At 63.1% G+C, this 16,203-nt stretch carries 11 protein-coding genes; 4 read left to right on the plus strand and 7 right to left on the minus strand.

Translation table 11 applies throughout. From position 1 onward, the window contains the following. Window positions 1-4: 4 nt before the first annotated feature. Together RN01_RS25950 and RN01_RS25955 are read right to left on the minus strand one after the other, a co-directional pair. A complete protein-coding gene (locus RN01_RS25950; protein ID WP_008642395.1) occupies window positions 5-736 on the minus strand; it encodes a MotA/TolQ/ExbB proton channel family protein in 732 nt (243 codons plus the stop codon). A gap of 53 nt (window positions 737-789) precedes the next feature. Then, window positions 790-1,449, minus strand: coding sequence for an energy transducer TonB (locus RN01_RS25955; RefSeq protein ID WP_017514879.1), 660 nt, complete (start codon window positions 1,447-1,449; stop codon window positions 790-792). A 456-nt stretch (window positions 1,450-1,905) separates the two neighbouring features. Here RN01_RS25955 and RN01_RS25960 point away from each other — a divergent pair, with 456 nt between their 5' ends. After that, window positions 1,906-4,221, plus strand: a complete 2,316-nt coding sequence (locus RN01_RS25960; RefSeq protein ID WP_024569559.1) for an AAA family ATPase — start codon at window positions 1,906-1,908, stop codon at window positions 4,219-4,221. On the opposite strand, the gene murI is transcribed toward RN01_RS25960, so the two are convergent. The 4 genes from murI to RN01_RS25980 all read right to left on the minus strand — a co-directional run bounded on the left by murI (window position 4,211) and on the right by RN01_RS25980 (window position 8,442). After that, window positions 4,211-5,023: a glutamate racemase gene (gene murI / locus RN01_RS25965; RefSeq protein ID WP_011516979.1), complete on the minus strand. Its 813-nt coding sequence runs from the start codon at window positions 5,021-5,023 to the stop codon at window positions 4,211-4,213. The genes RN01_RS25960 and murI overlap by 11 nt on opposite strands. Before the next feature lie 167 nt (window positions 5,024-5,190). Then, complete coding sequence (locus tag RN01_RS25970) at window positions 5,191-6,714, minus strand: fumarate hydratase (protein WP_008642400.1); 1,524 nt, start codon at window positions 6,712-6,714, stop codon at window positions 5,191-5,193. Window positions 6,715-6,867: 153 nt separating this feature from the next. Beyond that, complete coding sequence (locus RN01_RS25975; protein ID WP_017513966.1) at window positions 6,868-7,422, minus strand: TIGR00645 family protein; 555 nt, start codon at window positions 7,420-7,422, stop codon at window positions 6,868-6,870. 93 nt (window positions 7,423-7,515) lie between these two features. Continuing rightward, window positions 7,516-8,442 (minus strand): DMT family transporter, encoded by a 927-nt coding sequence (locus RN01_RS25980; protein ID WP_017513965.1) that lies wholly within the window; start codon window positions 8,440-8,442, stop codon window positions 7,516-7,518. Window positions 8,443-8,738: 296 nt separating this feature from the next. Here RN01_RS25980 and acs point away from each other — a divergent pair, with 296 nt between their 5' ends. The 3 genes from acs (at window position 8,739) to fliD (ending at window position 14,952) form a co-directional block, all read left to right on the plus strand. Continuing rightward, entirely contained in the window at window positions 8,739-10,721 is a 1,983-nt protein-coding gene (acs, locus tag RN01_RS25985; protein ID WP_011516974.1) for an acetate--CoA ligase, read from the plus strand. A 107-nt stretch (window positions 10,722-10,828) separates the two neighbouring features. Beyond that, window positions 10,829-12,880 (plus strand): sodium:solute symporter family protein, encoded by a 2,052-nt coding sequence (locus RN01_RS25990; protein WP_011516973.1) that lies wholly within the window; start codon window positions 10,829-10,831, stop codon window positions 12,878-12,880. Between the two features lie 575 nt (window positions 12,881-13,455). After that, the gene (gene fliD / locus RN01_RS25995; RefSeq protein WP_017513636.1) at window positions 13,456-14,952 is read left to right on the plus strand and encodes a flagellar filament capping protein FliD; all 1,497 of its coding nucleotides are present in this window, start codon (window positions 13,456-13,458) and stop codon (window positions 14,950-14,952) included. A gap of 362 nt (window positions 14,953-15,314) precedes the next feature. Here the strand turns inward: fliD and RN01_RS26000 are convergent, their stop codons facing one another. Beyond that, window positions 15,315-15,779 carry a hypothetical protein gene (locus RN01_RS26000; RefSeq protein WP_017513637.1) on the minus strand — a complete coding sequence of 155 codons (465 nt, stop codon included), beginning with the start codon at window positions 15,777-15,779 and terminating at the stop codon, window positions 15,315-15,317. Window positions 15,780-16,203 lie beyond the last annotated feature (424 nt).

The raw sequence follows: 16,203 nt of genomic DNA on the forward strand, positions 1-16,203 counted from the left end.
AGACTTAGTTCTTGACGGCCAGGCGGACCGACGCGTCATCGGCGCGGACGCCACCAGTGGTCGGGCGCACACGGGCGCCGGTCACGAAATAGGCGTGCAGGTCGTGCGCGAAGCGGTTCAGCTTACTGATGACGCCCTTGTTGCCGCGGCTCAGCGCGTTATAGCCGAGCACGGCCGGGATCGCCACGGCCAGGCCGAAGGCGGTCATGATCAGTGCTTCGCCCACTGGGCCGGCAACCTTGTCGATGGTCGGCACGCCGGAGGCGCCAATGCCGATCAGCGCGTGGTAGATGCCCCACACAGTGCCGAACAGGCCGACGAACGGGGCCGTCGAACCCACCGACGCCAGAATGGCCAGACCTGACTGCATCCGCGCCACGGCTTCGTCGATCGCGCTCTTGAGCGAACGGGTCAGCCAGTCCGAGATGTCGAGTGCGTCATGCAATTGCGGCTGGCTGGCGCGGTGATGCTGGGCCGCCTCGCGGCCGGTGACGGCCAACATGCGGAACGGGTTGGCATCGTTGGCGCCGAGCGTGTCGAGCGCGTGGTCGAAATCGTCGGAATGCCAGAAGCGCTTTTCCGCGCCGTGCGCCATCTTCTTGAGGCGGATCAGATCCCACGCCTTGGTGAGGATCACGATCCACGACAGCAGCGACATGATCAGCAGAATGATGGCGGTCGCGCGCATGACGAAATCGCCTTGCGACCAGAGGTGGGAAAGTCCGAGGTCCTGCATGGTGGTTCCTGAAAAGGGTCAGTGTAAGGAAGTGTCGGAAAGATTCCGGGAAATCAGTTCAGTTCGAAATTGATCGGCTGCTTAGCGGTTACCGCCACGGCACGACCATTATCCATATAGGGCTTGCAACGCATGGCCTGCACCGCATTGACCGCCGCCGTATCCAGGCGTGTCGATCCGCTCGACGTGACAATGGCCGTCTTTACCACACGGCCGGTCTCGTCCGTGGTCAAACTCACCACGGTCTTGCCGGTTTCGCCCATCCGGCGCGACTGCGACGGATACGTGACCTGCGGCGGCGAACATGCGATCTCGCCGATACCCACTGCACGCGGTGCGGCATTCGCCGGGGCGGCAGGCGCAGCGGGCTCGGGAGCGGGCGCCGGTGGCGCAGGCGGAGCGGGCGGTGCTTCGATCGCGGTAGGCGAAGGCGGCAGCGATGCCACGGGCGTAGGCGTGGGTTGCGGCTTGGGCGGCGTCGGGCGTGGTGTCACGACCTTGACCTGCTTGGGCGGTGTTTGCGGCTGCTGCTTGGGCGGCTCTGGCGCCGGCGGCTGCTGCGGAGGTTCCATCGGGATGATACGGGCGATGATCTCGGGGGCGATGACAGCTTCAGTCATCTTGCGAGCCAGCCCGCTCTGGATCAAATACAGCAGTCCTGCGTGGAACAGCAGGACCGCGATGGTGATCTTGAAGAAACGTTGATCGAACATGTGAAGAACGACAGGTGCACGCCAGATGGCGCAATCACTTGCGGTAGAACAGGATCAGCGAGATGCCACATCCGACCAGCAGGCTCAATAGCAGTTCCATGATGATAACGCTCCAGAAATAGATACCTCGAAGAAACCGGTTCCCGGGGGGAGCGCCACTCTTGGGTAGCGTATCAGGGTGACAGTATAAACGATAATGATTCTTATTTGTTGCGCATTGTGCAATGCGTGATCGGGATTCTTTCCATCCTCGGATGCGCGCCGCATCAATCGGCACTCCGGGGTTGCGGGTGCGTTACGTGGGCCAGCTCGCGTAACGCAACGTCTCGCCGATGCTCCACACCCGCAAAACCGCGCTAGGATTAACAACTACAGCCATTAGCGGCAGACACGGCACAGGTGCAGCGCGTTCCCCGCGGTCCGGACGCCGAATGCCCCGTGCGAAGGGAACTGGCAATGGACTTTACCCGTTTTGCTGATGACGACCGCATGATGGACGACCGCACCACGCTGTTGCGCGCCTCGTCCGGCGTCGCGGGGACGTCGCCGCTGGACTGGATGTGCGCGCAGTTCGCGCTGCGCGTGGTCTGCGCACTGGGTCCCCGCTTCAATCTGCGCAGCAATATCAATGACGTGCTCACCGTCAGCGCGCAGGAAATGGTCTGGCCCTACGGCGTGGTGCTGCGCGTGCAGCGGTTTCTGTCGGCGCGCTGTGCCGACATGCCGGCGTGGAAGGGGGCCGCAAGGCTTTCCCCGGAAGAATTTCTCGATCGCCATGGCCAATGGAACAGCGCCTTCGATGAAAGTGCGCTGTTTTACTACCTCGACGAGTACGTCAAATACCACGCCAAGGACATGTTTGCCGTGTTCGCGGCCTCATCCGCCGCCATAACGGCGAGGCTCGATGGCGAACGCGTGCTGCTGGTGCGCAACATCGACATGCTCAGCCACGTGCTCAACCTGCCCGAGCATGAGCGCAAGTTGCTGCTGTTCGCGGCGCTGGCGAAGTACAAGCGCGATCTTCGCGCGGTGATGGTTGACTGCAAGGTCGCTCACAGCCAGGAAGCGTTCCAGATCCTGGCGGGCCTGACTGGTGCCAGCCCCGGCGATATTGCCGTCTCGCTGCGCCCGGGTTCGCGGCTCGAAACCCTCAATCTGATCGAGCAACCCCTGCCGGAAAACAGCGTGACCGATCTGGGCGACTTGATGCGTCTGTCCGATCGCCTGTTGCACGTCCTACTCGGTAACTACGCCAGCGAGGCGGACATGATGGCCGTGTTCACGCGGCCAGCCGCACCGCCGACGCTGGGGACGAGCGACTATCCGCATGTGGAAGCCGACGCCCGTTACCTCACGGCGCTGATGGCCAATGCCACGCGCCAGAATGCCACCGGCGTCAATGTCCTGATCTATGGACCGCCCGGCACAGGCAAGACCGAGTTCGCGCGACTGATCGCGCGTGAGGCCGAGTGCGAGCTTTATGAAGTCGACTGTTTCGATCGAGACGGCAACAGCCTTTCGGGCAAGGATCGGTATCGGTCGCTGCAGGTCTCGCAGGCCTTTCTGCGCGGGCGGCCGCGCACAGCCCTGCTGTTCGACGAAGTGGAGGACGTATTCCCGGGCAGCGCGCGCGAGCTGATGAGCCTGTTCGGCCAGGAAGACACGCGCGGTTCGGTCAACGGCAAAGCGTGGGTCAACCAGACGCTGGAACAGAATCCGGTGCCAGTGATCTGGATCTCGAATTCGATCCGGCAGATCGATCCGGCGTACTTGCGCCGCTTCCAGTTCCATCTGGAGCTGAAGATCCCGCCGCCGCTGGTGCGCGAGAACATTATCCGCAAGCACCTGGGCGGTCTGGCCGTCAGTGATGCCTTCATCGCCACGCTGGCAGCCCGCAAGACGCTGACACCGGCGCAGGTACAGTCAGCCGCGCGGTTCGTGGAGCTGGCGCGACCCGATGTCGAGGAACCCGTGGAAGCGCTGATCCTGCGGCAGCTTGAACACGCGGATCGCGCCATGGGATTGCAGCCCGAAGCGGAGGCACGTCCTGTGGTGACGCACTACCGCCTGGACAATCTGAATCTGGAAACGCGCTACGCGGTGAACAAGATCGTGCAGGCCCTCGGCGCGCGCAAGCGCGGCACGCTCTGCTTCTATGGGCCGCCGGGCACCGGCAAGACCGCGTTGGCCGAGCACATCGCCGCCGAGCTAGATCTGCCGCTTATGATTCGCCGCGCCTCCGACCTGATGAGCAAGTATGTGGGCGAGACCGAGCAGCAGATCGCGGCCATGTTCGCGCGCGCGGAGGAGGACGGGGCGGTGCTGCTACTGGACGAGGCCGACAGCTTTATGCAAAGCCGCCAGCAAGCGGTGCGCAACTACGAGGTGTCCGAAGTCAACGAGATGCTGCAGGGCATGGAACGCTTCAACGGCATCTTTATCTGCACCACCAATCTGTTCGATCGGATCGACGAAGCCGCGCTGCGGCGGTTCTCGTTCAAGATTCGCTTCCAGGCGCTCAAGCCGGCGCAACGGATCTCGATGTTTGTCGACGAAGCACTCGATGGCGATGCGACGAACATGACCGACGGCATTCGCCGGGAACTCGATGGAATGGATTGCCTGACACCGGGCGACTTCGCGACAGTCAAACGGCAGTGCGTGGTGCTTGGCGAAGCGCTGACGCCCGAGGAATTCCTGGCGCAGCTACGTCAGGAACACGCCGTGAAGCCCGAGGTGCGGCATCACAAGCCGCTGGGCTTTATTCAGTAGCTGGCGCAGGTTCGATCACGACCGTCTCGGCGTTGGCCTCTACATGAAGCAGCGCCGCGGCCATTTCGCGCAGATGGGCGGCGTCCTTGGTGGACAGGTAGCGCACGCTCGGCGCCGTGTCAGGGCTGGCCGCGAGGTCGAACTCCGCGAGCTTGCGTGCGAGTTGGCGTGCGATGGCCACGCCCGTGTCGATCAGCGCCAGTCGTCCGTCGACCAGGTCATCAATCGTTTCCGACAGGAACGGGTAGTGGGTGCAGCCCAGTACGAGGGTGTCGGCGCCAGCCTCGAGCATCGGTGAGAGCAGGGTACCCAGCGTTTGGCGGACCGTGTCGCTCGACACATCACCTTGCTCGATCAGCGGTACCAGGCCGACGCCTGCCTCGCAGAGAAAGCGACTCTCATTGCCGAGCGAGGTCAGCAGCCGGTTGAACTTGGCGCTCTTCAGTGTGTTGGCCGTGGCCAGCACGCCCACCACCTTGCTGCGGCTGGCCGCGGCGGCGGGTTTGAGTCCCGGTTCCACGCCGATAATCGGCACGGCAAGACGTTCACGCAGTGTCTGCACCGCATGCATCGTTGCGGTATTGCAGGCGATCACCAGTGCCTTGCATCCCTGCGCGACGAGCCATTCGCAAACCTGCAGCGTGCGCGCCTCCACGAACCGCTCGGGCTTTTCGCCATATGGGGCGTAACGGGAATCGGCGAAGTAGAGCAGCGACTCGTGCGGCAGCAGCGCGCGCACTTCACGCAGGACCGACAGGCCACCAAGGCCAGAATCGAAGATGCCGACGGGGGAGGGGTTCACGCGCGCAGTGTCGAGGAGGGTTTGCTTCCCTCTCTCACTTGTGGGGGAGGGAAGGGGAGAGGGCGGGCTGTTCCATCTACGACAAGTCGCGATTTGAACCACTGCACCTTCTCTCCCAACCCCTCTTCCACGCAGCGGGAGAGGGGCGTACTACAAGTAGCCAGATTTTAGGCCGTCGCGACGGGAATCTTGCCGATCTTGGCCTGCCACTCGGCGGGGCCGGTCTTGTGGACGGACGTGCCCGAGCTATCCACGGCCACCGTCACCGGCATGTCCTTGACGTCGAACTCGTAGATGGCTTCCATGCCGAGGTCTTCGAAGGCGAGGACCTTGGCGCCACGGATCGCCTTCGACACGAGGTAGGCAGCGCCACCCACGGCCATCAGGTAGGCCGACTTGTGCTTCTGGATCGATTCGATTGCGGTGGGGCCACGCTCGGCCTTGCCGATCATCGCGATCAGGCCAGTCTGCGACAGCATCGTCTCGGTGAACTTGTCCATGCGGGTGGCGGTGGTGGGGCCAGCCGGGCCAACGACTTCGTCACGTACCGGATCCACGGGGCCCACGTAGTAGATCACGCGGTTCGTGAAGTCGATCGGCAGCTTCTCGCCCTTGGCCAGCATGTCGGCGATGCGCTTGTGCGCGGCATCACGGCCGGTCAGCATCTTGCCGTTCAGCAGCAGCGTCTGGCCGGGCTTCCACGAGGCGACTTCTTCCGGCGTCAGCGTGTTCAGGTCAACGCTCTTCGACGTTTCGGTGTTCGGTGCCCACTCGACCTTCGGCCATTGCGACAGGTCCGGCGCTTCCAGCTTGGCGACGCCGCTGCCGTCCAGCGTGAAGTGCGCGTGGCGGGTGGCCGCGCAGTTCGGGATCATGGCCACCGGCAGGTTGGCCGCGTGGGTCGGGTAGTCCAGCACCTTCACGTCGAGCACGGTAGCCAGGCCGCCCAGGCCCTGCGCGCCGATGCCCAGTGCGTTGACCTTCTCGTACAGCTCGATGCGCAGTTCTTCGGCGCGGTTGCTCGGGCCGCGGGCGAGCAGGTCCTGAATGTCGATCGGCTCCATCAGGGCTTCCTTGGCCAGCAGCATGGCCTTTTCAGCCGTGCCGCCAATGCCGATGCCCAGCATGCCCGGCGGGCACCAGCCGGCGCCCATGGTCGGCACAGTCTTGAGCACCCAGTCGACGATCGAGTCAGACGGGTTGAGCATCACGAACTTCGACTTGGCTTCGGAACCGCCGCCCTTGGCTGCGACGATCACGTCCACCGTATCGCCCGGAACGATCGACATGTTGATCACCGCCGGGGTGTTGTCCTTCGTATTGGTGCGCTTGCCGGCCGGATCGGCCAGCACGCTGGCGCGCAGCTTGTTGTCCACGTCGTTGTACGCGCGGCGCACGCCTTCGTTGACCATGTCTTCCAGGCTCATCGTGGCGCCATCCCAGCGCACGTTCATGCCCACCTTCAGGAAGACCGTCACGATGCCGGTGTCCTGGCACAGCGGGCGCTTGCCTTCGGCGCACATGCGGCTGTTGGTCAGGATCTGCGCGATCGCATCCTTGGCGGCCGGACTCTTTTCCAGCTCATAGGCGCGGCCCAGGCTGGTGATGTAGTCCATCGGATGGTAGTAGCTGATGTACTGCAGGGAATCGGCGACGCTCTGGATGAGGTCTTCTTGCTTGATGACTGTCATTTTGTGGGGGATGGGCAGCGGTGAAACACAGCCCGGAATCATACACCGTCGCGGCGACGGCTGCCGCTTTGCATACAGCCGTCGACACGAGGTTTGGTGGCGGGATGAGCGCAGGCGTCACCCGGGTGGCGGGCAACCGTCCCGGCGTGGCGCTCAGTGTGTCGCTTCTGCCGCACCGCCGGCAGCGCCGGGTCCGGCGGCCGGGTGCGGATGCGTGACCATGCGGTCCACCCAGGCCATCGCCACGGCCGAGAGCAGGAATGCCAGGTGGATGATGACCTGCCACATGATCGTATGTTCGCTGCGCTGGTCGGCGTCGATGAAGGTCTTGAGCAGGTGGATCGACGAAATGCCGATCAGCGCCATCGACAGCTTGACCTTGAGCACGCCGGCATTGACGTGGTCCAGCCATTCGGGCTCGTCGGGGTGGTTGTCGATGCCCAGGCGCGACACGAAGGTTTCATATCCGCCCACGATGACCATGATCAGCAGGTTCGAGATCATCACCACGTCGATCAGGCCCAGCACGACGAGCATGATCTTGGTCTCGTCGAAGGTCGTGACGTGCGACAGCAGGTGCCAGACCTCGACCAGGAAGTGATAGACGTAGACGCCTTGCGCGACGATCAGACCGAGATAGAGCGGCAGTTGCAGCCAGCGCGAGGCGAAGATGATGCGGGGAATCGGGCGAAGCGGGGAGTGGGCCATGGAATTGAATGTAAATGCATCAAGACAATCAGGATGGGTTCTGATTGTACCGTGCGCATTTGACGCCCCGCGCCGCGATTCGGTAACCGAACGTCACCGGCCGGGGTCGCCTCCCAACGCCCGGCGCGCGATCGGTCCGGGCCAGCTGGCTAGTACGATGCCTGCGAGCACGCAGGCCAGCGCCACGCCGTGCGCCCAGCCCGGACGCTCGCCGAGCACCACGATGCCGTAGAGCGCCGCGGCCACTGGCAGCACCGACGTGAACACGCCGGCCAGTTGCGCCGGAACATGGCGGACGCCCTTCATCCAGAGCCAGAACGAGAACACGCTGGCCGACAGCGCGTACCAGAGCAGCATCGCCCAGGTGGTGCCGCTCACGCTGCCGAAGTCGAACGTCAGCAGCGGCACCAGTCCTAGCGGCAGCATCAGCGCGCCGCCGATCAGATGCGTGTAGGCGCAGATTTCGATTGCGGCCAGGGTCTGGGAGAGCCGGCGCGACAGAATCACGTAGATCGACTCGCATACCACCGCGCCCAGGATCATCAGGTTGCCGATCAGCGCGCCGCTGCCGCCACCGCTGTTGGTCGCGGCATTATGGCCGCTGCCGCGCGCGATATTGAGCACCGCGATACCCGCCACGGCCAGCAGCACAGAGAACACCGTCCGCCGCGACAGTCGCTCGCGCAGCCAGAGCCATGACAGGATGGCCACCGTGGCCGGAATCGTGCTGGTGATCACCCCGGCGGCCATCGCGCTGGTCAGTCGCACGCCGCCCAGCATCAGCAACGTGAACATGAACGTGCCGAAGAACGCCATCAGGAACAGGTTGATCCATTCGCCGCGCGAGACCTGGCGCATCCGCGCTGGCCGATACCACGGGGAAAGGCAGACGATCGCGATCAGGAAGCGCAGCAGCGCGAACAGCAGTACCGGTACTTCCGCGATGATGGATTTGCCCAGGCCTACGTTGCTGCCAACCAGGGCCATGGCGGCGATCAGGAAAAAGGCGTGGATGGGCAAGGGGTGTCCGGCAGGAAGGGGTGCGACGTGGAGACGACGGAAACACTGACGCCGGAGAAAGGGCGCGCCGGAAAGGGCGTGCGCGACGTTCAGGTATAGGGTCCGCCGCATTATAGCTGTGCTAACTTAGTAGAGCCGACTGCACTTGTGCCCCAGCGTCTCCCGAATCAGGCCCCACCGGTCTGTTGCGACGCAGCATCGTTGCAAGTGGGATGCTTGCCTGAACCGTCAGGTTTAAGTAAGGCGTCGAGCGTACCTTGCACCGAAAGCAGTCAAAGTCAAACAGGAGACAACCCATGTCCGCCATCGAGTCGGTGATGCAGGAGCATCGCGTTTTCAATCCCCCTGCGTCGTTCGCCAAGACCGCCGCGATCCCCAGCATGGAGGCCTACCAGGCCCTGTGCGACGAGGCTGCAAAGGATTACGAGGGCTTCTGGGCCCGCCACGCGCGCGAGCTGCTGCACTGGCACAAGCCGTTCACGAAGGTGCTCGACGAGAGCAACGCACCGTTCTACAAGTGGTTCGAGGATGGTGAGATCAATGCCTCGTACAACTGCCTCGACCGCAATGTCGAGAAGGGCCTCGGCGACAAGACGGCCATCGTCTTCGAGGCCGACGACGGCACGGTGACGCGCGTCAGCTACCAGGAATTGCTGGCGAAGGTCAGCCGCTTCGCCAACGGCATGAAGGCCCTTGGCATCAAGAAGGGCGACCGCGTCGTGATCTACATGCCGATGTCTGTCGAAGGCGTCGTGGCCATGCAAGCCTGCGCGCGCATCGGCGCCACGCACTCGGTGGTGTTCGGCGGCTTCTCGGCGAAGTCCCTGCAGGAACGTCTGGTGGACGTGGGCGCCGTGGCGCTGATCACGGCCGATGAGCAGATGCGTGGTGGCAAGGCGCTGCCGCTGAAGGCCATCGCTGACGAGGCGCTGACGCTGGGCGGCTGCGAGGCCGTCAAGAACGTGATCGTCTATCGCCGCACGGGCGGCAACGTTGCCTGGACCGAAGGCCGTGATCGTTCGATGGAAGACGTCGCCGCCGGTCAGTCCGATAACTGCCCCGCCGAACCTGTTGGCGCCGAGCACCCGCTGTTCGTGCTCTACACGTCGGGCTCCACCGGCAAGCCGAAGGGCGTACAGCACAGCACGGGCGGCTACCTGCTGTGGGCGCTGATGACGATGCGCTGGACCTTCGATATCAAGCCCGATGACATGTTCTGGTGCACGGCCGATATCGGCTGGGTCACCGGCCACACCTATATTACCTACGGCCCGCTGGCCGCAGGCGCCACGCAGATCGTGTTCGAAGGCGTGCCGACGTTCCCGAACGCCGGCCGGTTCTGGGACATGATCCAGCGCCACAAGGTCTCGATCTTCTACACCGCGCCGACGGCGATCCGCTCGCTGATCAAGGCCGCCGAGGCCGACGAGAAGATCCATCCGAAGCAGTACGACCTCTCGAGCCTGCGCCTGCTGGGCACCGTGGGCGAGCCGATCAATCCAGAGGCATGGATGTGGTACTACAAGAATATCGGCCGCGAGCGTTGCCCGATCGTCGATACGTTCTGGCAGACCGAAACTGGCGGCCACATGATCACGCCGCTGCCGGGCGCCACGCCGCTGGTGCCGGGCTCGTGCACGTTGCCGCTGCCGGGCATCATGGCGGCGATCGTCGACGAAACCGGGCAGGACGTGCCGAATGGCAATGGTGGCATCCTGGTCGTCAAGCGTCCGTGGCCGTCGATGATCCGCACGATCTGGGGCGACCCGGAGCGCTTCAAGAAGAGCTACTACCCCGAGGAACTCGGCGGCAAGCTGTACCTGGCTGGCGACGGTTCGATCCGTGACAAGGAAACCGGGTACTTCACGATCATGGGCCGTATCGATGACGTGCTGAACGTGTCGGGCCATCGCATGGGCACGATGGAAATCGAGTCAGCGCTGGTCTCGAACCCGATCGTGGCCGAGGCCGCCGTGGTGGGTCGTCCCGATGACACCACCGGCGAGGCGATCTGCGCGTTCGTGGTGCTCAAGCGTTCGCGGCCGACGGCTGAAGAAGCCGTGAAGATCGCGGCCGAGCTGCGCAACTGGGTGGGCAAGGAAATCGGCCCGATCGCCAAGCCGAAGGACATCCGCTTCGGCGACAATCTGCCCAAGACGCGTTCGGGCAAGATCATGCGCCGCCTGCTGCGTTCGCTGGCCAAGGGCGAGGACATCACGCAGGACACCTCGACGCTGGAGAACCCGGCCATTCTCGATCAGCTCAAGCAAGCCCAGTAAAGGCCAGCAAGCGGATCCGGAAACGGATCGTCCCGGTCACGCACCCGTGACACCCATCGTGCCCGCCTCGGTTTCATGCTGAGCGGGCACGATTTTCTTTCTTGCTGATGCCAGACACCCAGTCGCGCTTTCGCCGCCGGTTGATGCTGTACTACGGCCTGTTCACGCTCGGGCTGTTTGGCTTCGTCGGCATGATGGGCTTGCTGGAGCATTCCAACGCGGATGCGCTCTGGCTTGGCTACGTCTTCCTCTTCGTCACGATCGCGATCTATGCGTGCATCGGCCTGATCTGCCGTACCTCGGATCTCAACGAGTACTACGTGGCGGGACGGCGGGTGCCGGCCATGTTCAATGGCATGGCGATCGCCGCGGACTGGATGAGCGCGGCATCCTTCATCGGACTGGCCGGCATCATCTTCGTCTCCGGCTACGAAGGGCTGGCCTATGTAATGGGCTGGACCGGCGGCTACTGCCTGGTGGCCTTCCTGCTGGCGCCATACCTGCGCAAGTACGGCGGCTACACGATCCCCGATTTCCTGGCGGCGCGGTACGGCAACGGCAAGCCGGGCGGCAACATGCCGGTGCGCGCGATCGCCGTGCTGGCCGCATCGCTATGCTCGTTCGTCTATCTGGTGGCGCAGATCCAGGGAGTCGGGCTGATCGTCACGCGCTTCATCGGCGTGGAATTTGCCGTTGGCGTGTTCTTCGGTCTGGCCGGCATTCTCGTCTGTTCGTTCCTGGGTGGAATGCGCGCCGTGACGTGGACGCAGGTGGCGCAGTACATCATGCTCATCGTCGCGTTTCTGCTGACGGTGTCGCTGATCGCGTGGAAGCACCACCACGAAGTGCTGCCGCAGGTCAGCTATGGCAAGTTGCTGAGTCAGATCGACCAGACGGAAAAAGCGATCGAGCGCGATCCGGCCGAAATTCAGGTGCGCGAGATCTTTCAGCAGCAGGCCATAGCGCTGCAGGACCGCATCGCGCGACTGCCGGAATCGTTTCTGGAGGAACGCAACGCGCTCGACGCCAGATTGCTCGAGTTGCGGGCGCGCAATGCGCCGCTGCGCGAGATCAAGAGCGTGGAGCGCGAGCGCCTGGCATTCCCGGTCGATGCCGCGGACGCGCTGCAACAGTGGACCCAGATGCGCGAGGACGCGCTCGCGCGCAGCCGGGTTTCAACGCCCTCGACGGAGCCATACCCTGCGGCTTCGGAGCAGGAGCGCAAGACGCAACGGCTCAACTTCGTGCTGCTGGTGTTCTGCCTGATGCTCGGGACGGCCAGCCTGCCGCACATCCTGACGCGCCTCTACACGACGCCATCGGTACGCGAATCCCGCAACTCGGTGGCCTGGGCGGTGTTCTGCATTGCGCTGTTGTACGTGTCCGCGCCAACGCTCGCGGCGCTGGTCAAGGCCGAGTTCCTGCAGCATCTGGTAGGTACGCCATACGCCGAGTTGCCGCAGTGGGTGGTGCAATGGCGGAAGGTCGACCCACCCGTGTTCGGCATCCGGGACATGAACGGCGATGGCATCGTCCAATGGGCCGAGATCCTGATCCAGCCGGACATGATCGTGCTGGCCGCCCCGGAAATCGCCGGGCTTCCCTACGTGATCTCAGGACTGGTCGCGGCCGGCGCGCTGGCGGCAGCGCTGTCTACGGCCGACGGCCTTCTGCTCACCATCGCCAACGCGCTGTCGCACGACGTCTACTACCACATGGTCGACCGCCAGGCGAGCCACCAGCGGCGCGTGACGACTGCGAAGGTCGTGCTGCTAGGGGTGGCGCTGTTCGCGTCCTATGTCACGTCGCTACGGCCCGGCAACATCCTGTTCCTGGTCGGCGCGGCGTTCTCGCTGGCGGCATCGAGCTTCTTCCCGGTACTGGTACTGGCCATCTTCTGGCGCCGCACCACTGCGGCGGGCGCGGTAGCCGGCATGGCAACCGGCCTGGGTGTGGCGGTCTACTACATCTTCGTCAACTACCCGTTTTTCACCAAGATGACTGGAATCTTCGGCAACCGCTGGTTCGGCGTCGACCCGATTGCATCGGGCGCGTTCGGTGTGCCAGCCGGGTTTGCCGCGGCCATCCTGGTCAGTCTGGTGACGCCGAGGAATGCGCCGGTGATCGACAGGTTGGTGAATTATCTGCGGAAGGGGTAGCAGGGTATTGCCCATTGTCCATCGCCCATTGGACAAAAAAACGCCCACACCTAGGAGGCAGTGGGCGCGCGGGAATAGATCAGTTGGGGTCACAACGGATCTTGCTGGGACCGGGAGGTGCCCAACGGATCAAGTCTGCTCCCAAGTGCGCGGGGGTTCTATTTGATGTTTCCGAATTTGGTCTGGGATGCTTCCGCAATTGGCACTCCACGCGCTGCAGGAAAGATAGTCTTTCGCGCCACCGCCGTAGTCGCTTTGTCATCCAAGAGCCTTCGAATCGCCTGAGTGCCGAAAGCATGTCCGCGCAACAGGCCATGTTTCCACTTTGTATTGGATCTGAGTCAGACAGCCCCACACACCCGCCTCAATTTCTTGCAGTACGTTACGCAACATCACCGCCGGTTAAATGCTGGCGGAAGTGGCGCCAATTCATGAATAAGCGCCAGTTTCTCGTTGCTATGGTGATGACGGGTTATTGCGTGCAGAACAAGCAATAGCCTGGTTGCAGAACCTGAGCATTGCTCAGACTGCCCGATATCGTCACAGACGAAATATCCCCTCACCAGAAGCGAGTCATGACTACGACATCCAGTACGACTTCCGCCTCAAGCTCCGGCCTGATATCCAACCTCGGCGTTGGCTCCGGACTTGACCTGAGTTCCCTGCTCGACCAGCTCACTCAGGCCGAACAGGCACCGCTGACCGCGATCACCCAGGAGCAGCAGAGCTACCAGACCAAGCTCTCCGCATATGGGCAGATCCAGAGCATGCTGGCGGCATTCCAGGGCTCGGCCACCCAGCTTGCCAGTCAGTCCTTCTTCCAGGCAACGACTGCCAGTTCCAGCAATACCGCCGTGTTGAGCGCAGCCGGCAGTAATACGGCGGCCACCGGCAACTATGCGGTCAACGTCACGCAACTCGCGCAGGCGCAATCGCTCGTTTCGAAGGGACAGGCCAACCAGGCCGCTGCCATCGGCACCGGCACCATCCATGTCGATTTCGGCTCGATCTCCGGCGGCACGCTTGACAGCAATACGTCCAGCGCCACCTACGGTACATACACCGGGGCCACGTTCACGGCCAACAGCGCCAACACCGGCGTCGACATCACGATCGACAGCAGCCACAACACGCTGCAGGGCATTGCCAGCGCGATCAACAACGCCAACGCCGGCGTCACCGCAAGCATCATCAACGACGGGTCCGGCACACCCTACCGCCTTGTGATCAACTCGAACAATACGGGTGCCACCAACAGTGTGCGGCTTTCGGTCAATGAAACCGATGGCGGCACGGCGCTCGCGAACCTTGTTGGATATGATCCTGCCGGAACGCAGAACCTGCAGCAGACCGTTGCTGCCCAGAATTCCCAGCTCACTGTCAACAATATCGCCATCCAGAGCACCAGCAACACCGTGAGCGACGCGGTGGCCGGCGTGACCATGACATTGGCGCAGACAGGTACCAGCAGCGTCTCGGTGCAACGCGACACCAGCTCGATCGTGACGGGCATACAGGGATTCGTCACCGCGTACAACAACCTGCAGAGCACCTCTGCCTCGCTGTCCGCATATGACCCCAGCACACAAACGGCTTCGCCGCTGACCGGAGACTCCACGCTGAGCATCATGCAGTCGCAGATGCGCAGCCTGCTGAATACGCCCCAGTCGAACAACGCGCTCACCACGCTCTCGCAGATCGGCATCTCGTTCCAGGACGACGGTACGCTGGCGGTCGACACCAGCAAGCTGACCACGGCGCTGAACAACAATGCCGGCGCGGTGGCCAACCTGTTCGGCAACACCGATGGCGTAAGTGGCTATGGCAATCAGATCAGCACGTTGGTCAAGAACCTGACCAGCAGTACCGGTGCGCTGACCACGGCAACCGCGGGCATCAACAACACACTCAAGGATCTGAGCAATCAGTACGATCAGACGCAGACGCAAATCAACGCGGATATCGCCAACTACAAGGCGCAATTCACGCAGCTCGACGTGATCATGTCGCAGATGCAGAGCACCAGTGCCTACCTGACGCAGCAGTTCTCGACCAGTAGTAGCAAGGGATAACGTCGGAAGAGCGAGGGCACTGCCGTCTGGTGACGGCGGTGCCTGCCGTGACCCTGTGTCCGACGCACAGGGCCACGGCCAGGGGACAGGGCAAAAGAGCTGATGGATTGGTGGGAAAACTGCTGGGCAGCCAAGCTCAAAGTGAGAACGCGCCCGGGTCACACCGCACGGGTGTCAAAGAGCCCGGTCGCATTGACGCCCTGCGCCGCCAGCCTGGCGCAGGGGACCGTTGCCTGCCTTTCTATACGTGGTTGACAGCAACTTCATCCAGGGTGTCGTTTGTGCGGCACACGACACCATGCCGCGCGCCTCCCGGCCGGTCATGGCGAGGATCTCAAGGGACCGCGCACGACCGGCGCAAATCAGGCCAGCGTATTGATGATCGAGCCAGCCGGCACTGCCGCGGCGCTCGCTTCGACCGCCAGCGAATTGCTCGCGTCCGCTGAGGACGTGCTCGCAATGGCCTGTGCGGGGGCCGCGCCACCATGATGGTGATGACCGCCGCCATGATGGGCCTGCTTGAGCTTGGCCAGCGCCTGCTGGGCACCGCTCAGATCATTGTTCTGCAAGGCCTGGCCGAGTGCGTCCAGCGGCGAGCTGTTTGACGCGCTGGAGGTACCCGACGTGCCGGACACCGAAGCGGTCGTGCTGGTATCCACACCGGTCTGTTGCAGCGCCGAGTAGGCCTGCTGGGCACCGCTCAGATCGTTGTTCTGCAGGTCCTGCACGATCTGCTGAAAGTCGGCGCGGCGCTGAGCGCCATTGTTCTGGCTGGAGGCGGCCGGCACGTAGCCGGTGCTCGAGGACAGGCTGCTGATCGAAGACATGTGCTGTTTCCTTGAACGCGTTATTTAGGTGAGCTACCGCCGTGAAGAAACGGGGAGCAGTTGCACGTTAGCAAGGGCATTCAGGCCGCGAGAGGCAGAACTGACAGGACTTCACTCGGCATTTAACCGTTTGTGATGACCGGATACAGGCTTGTACGAAAGCACCAGCACTTGTGCATCCCGACTCGACACGAGAGTACAGAGTGGATACATGAAAGCGGCCTGGGTAAGGCGCGCGTCAGGCGCAGTGCATACGGGACGGGATGCCGGAAGGGGATTCCCGCGGCGGGAATCGGCTGGTCGACGGATCAACAGATCAAAAAAAAGTAAGCGCTCAATTGACGACGTCTGGTATTGAAGGCTGAACGTTGGCAGGCTAGCGTCCGCAAAGACTTTGCGGACGCAAACATGATCCAAGACGAGA

Origin of the sequence: Cupriavidus sp. SHE, from assembly GCF_000812445.1 — a bacterium.
In the GTDB taxonomy this organism is placed as follows: Bacteria; Pseudomonadota; Gammaproteobacteria; order Burkholderiales; family Burkholderiaceae; genus Cupriavidus; species Cupriavidus metallidurans.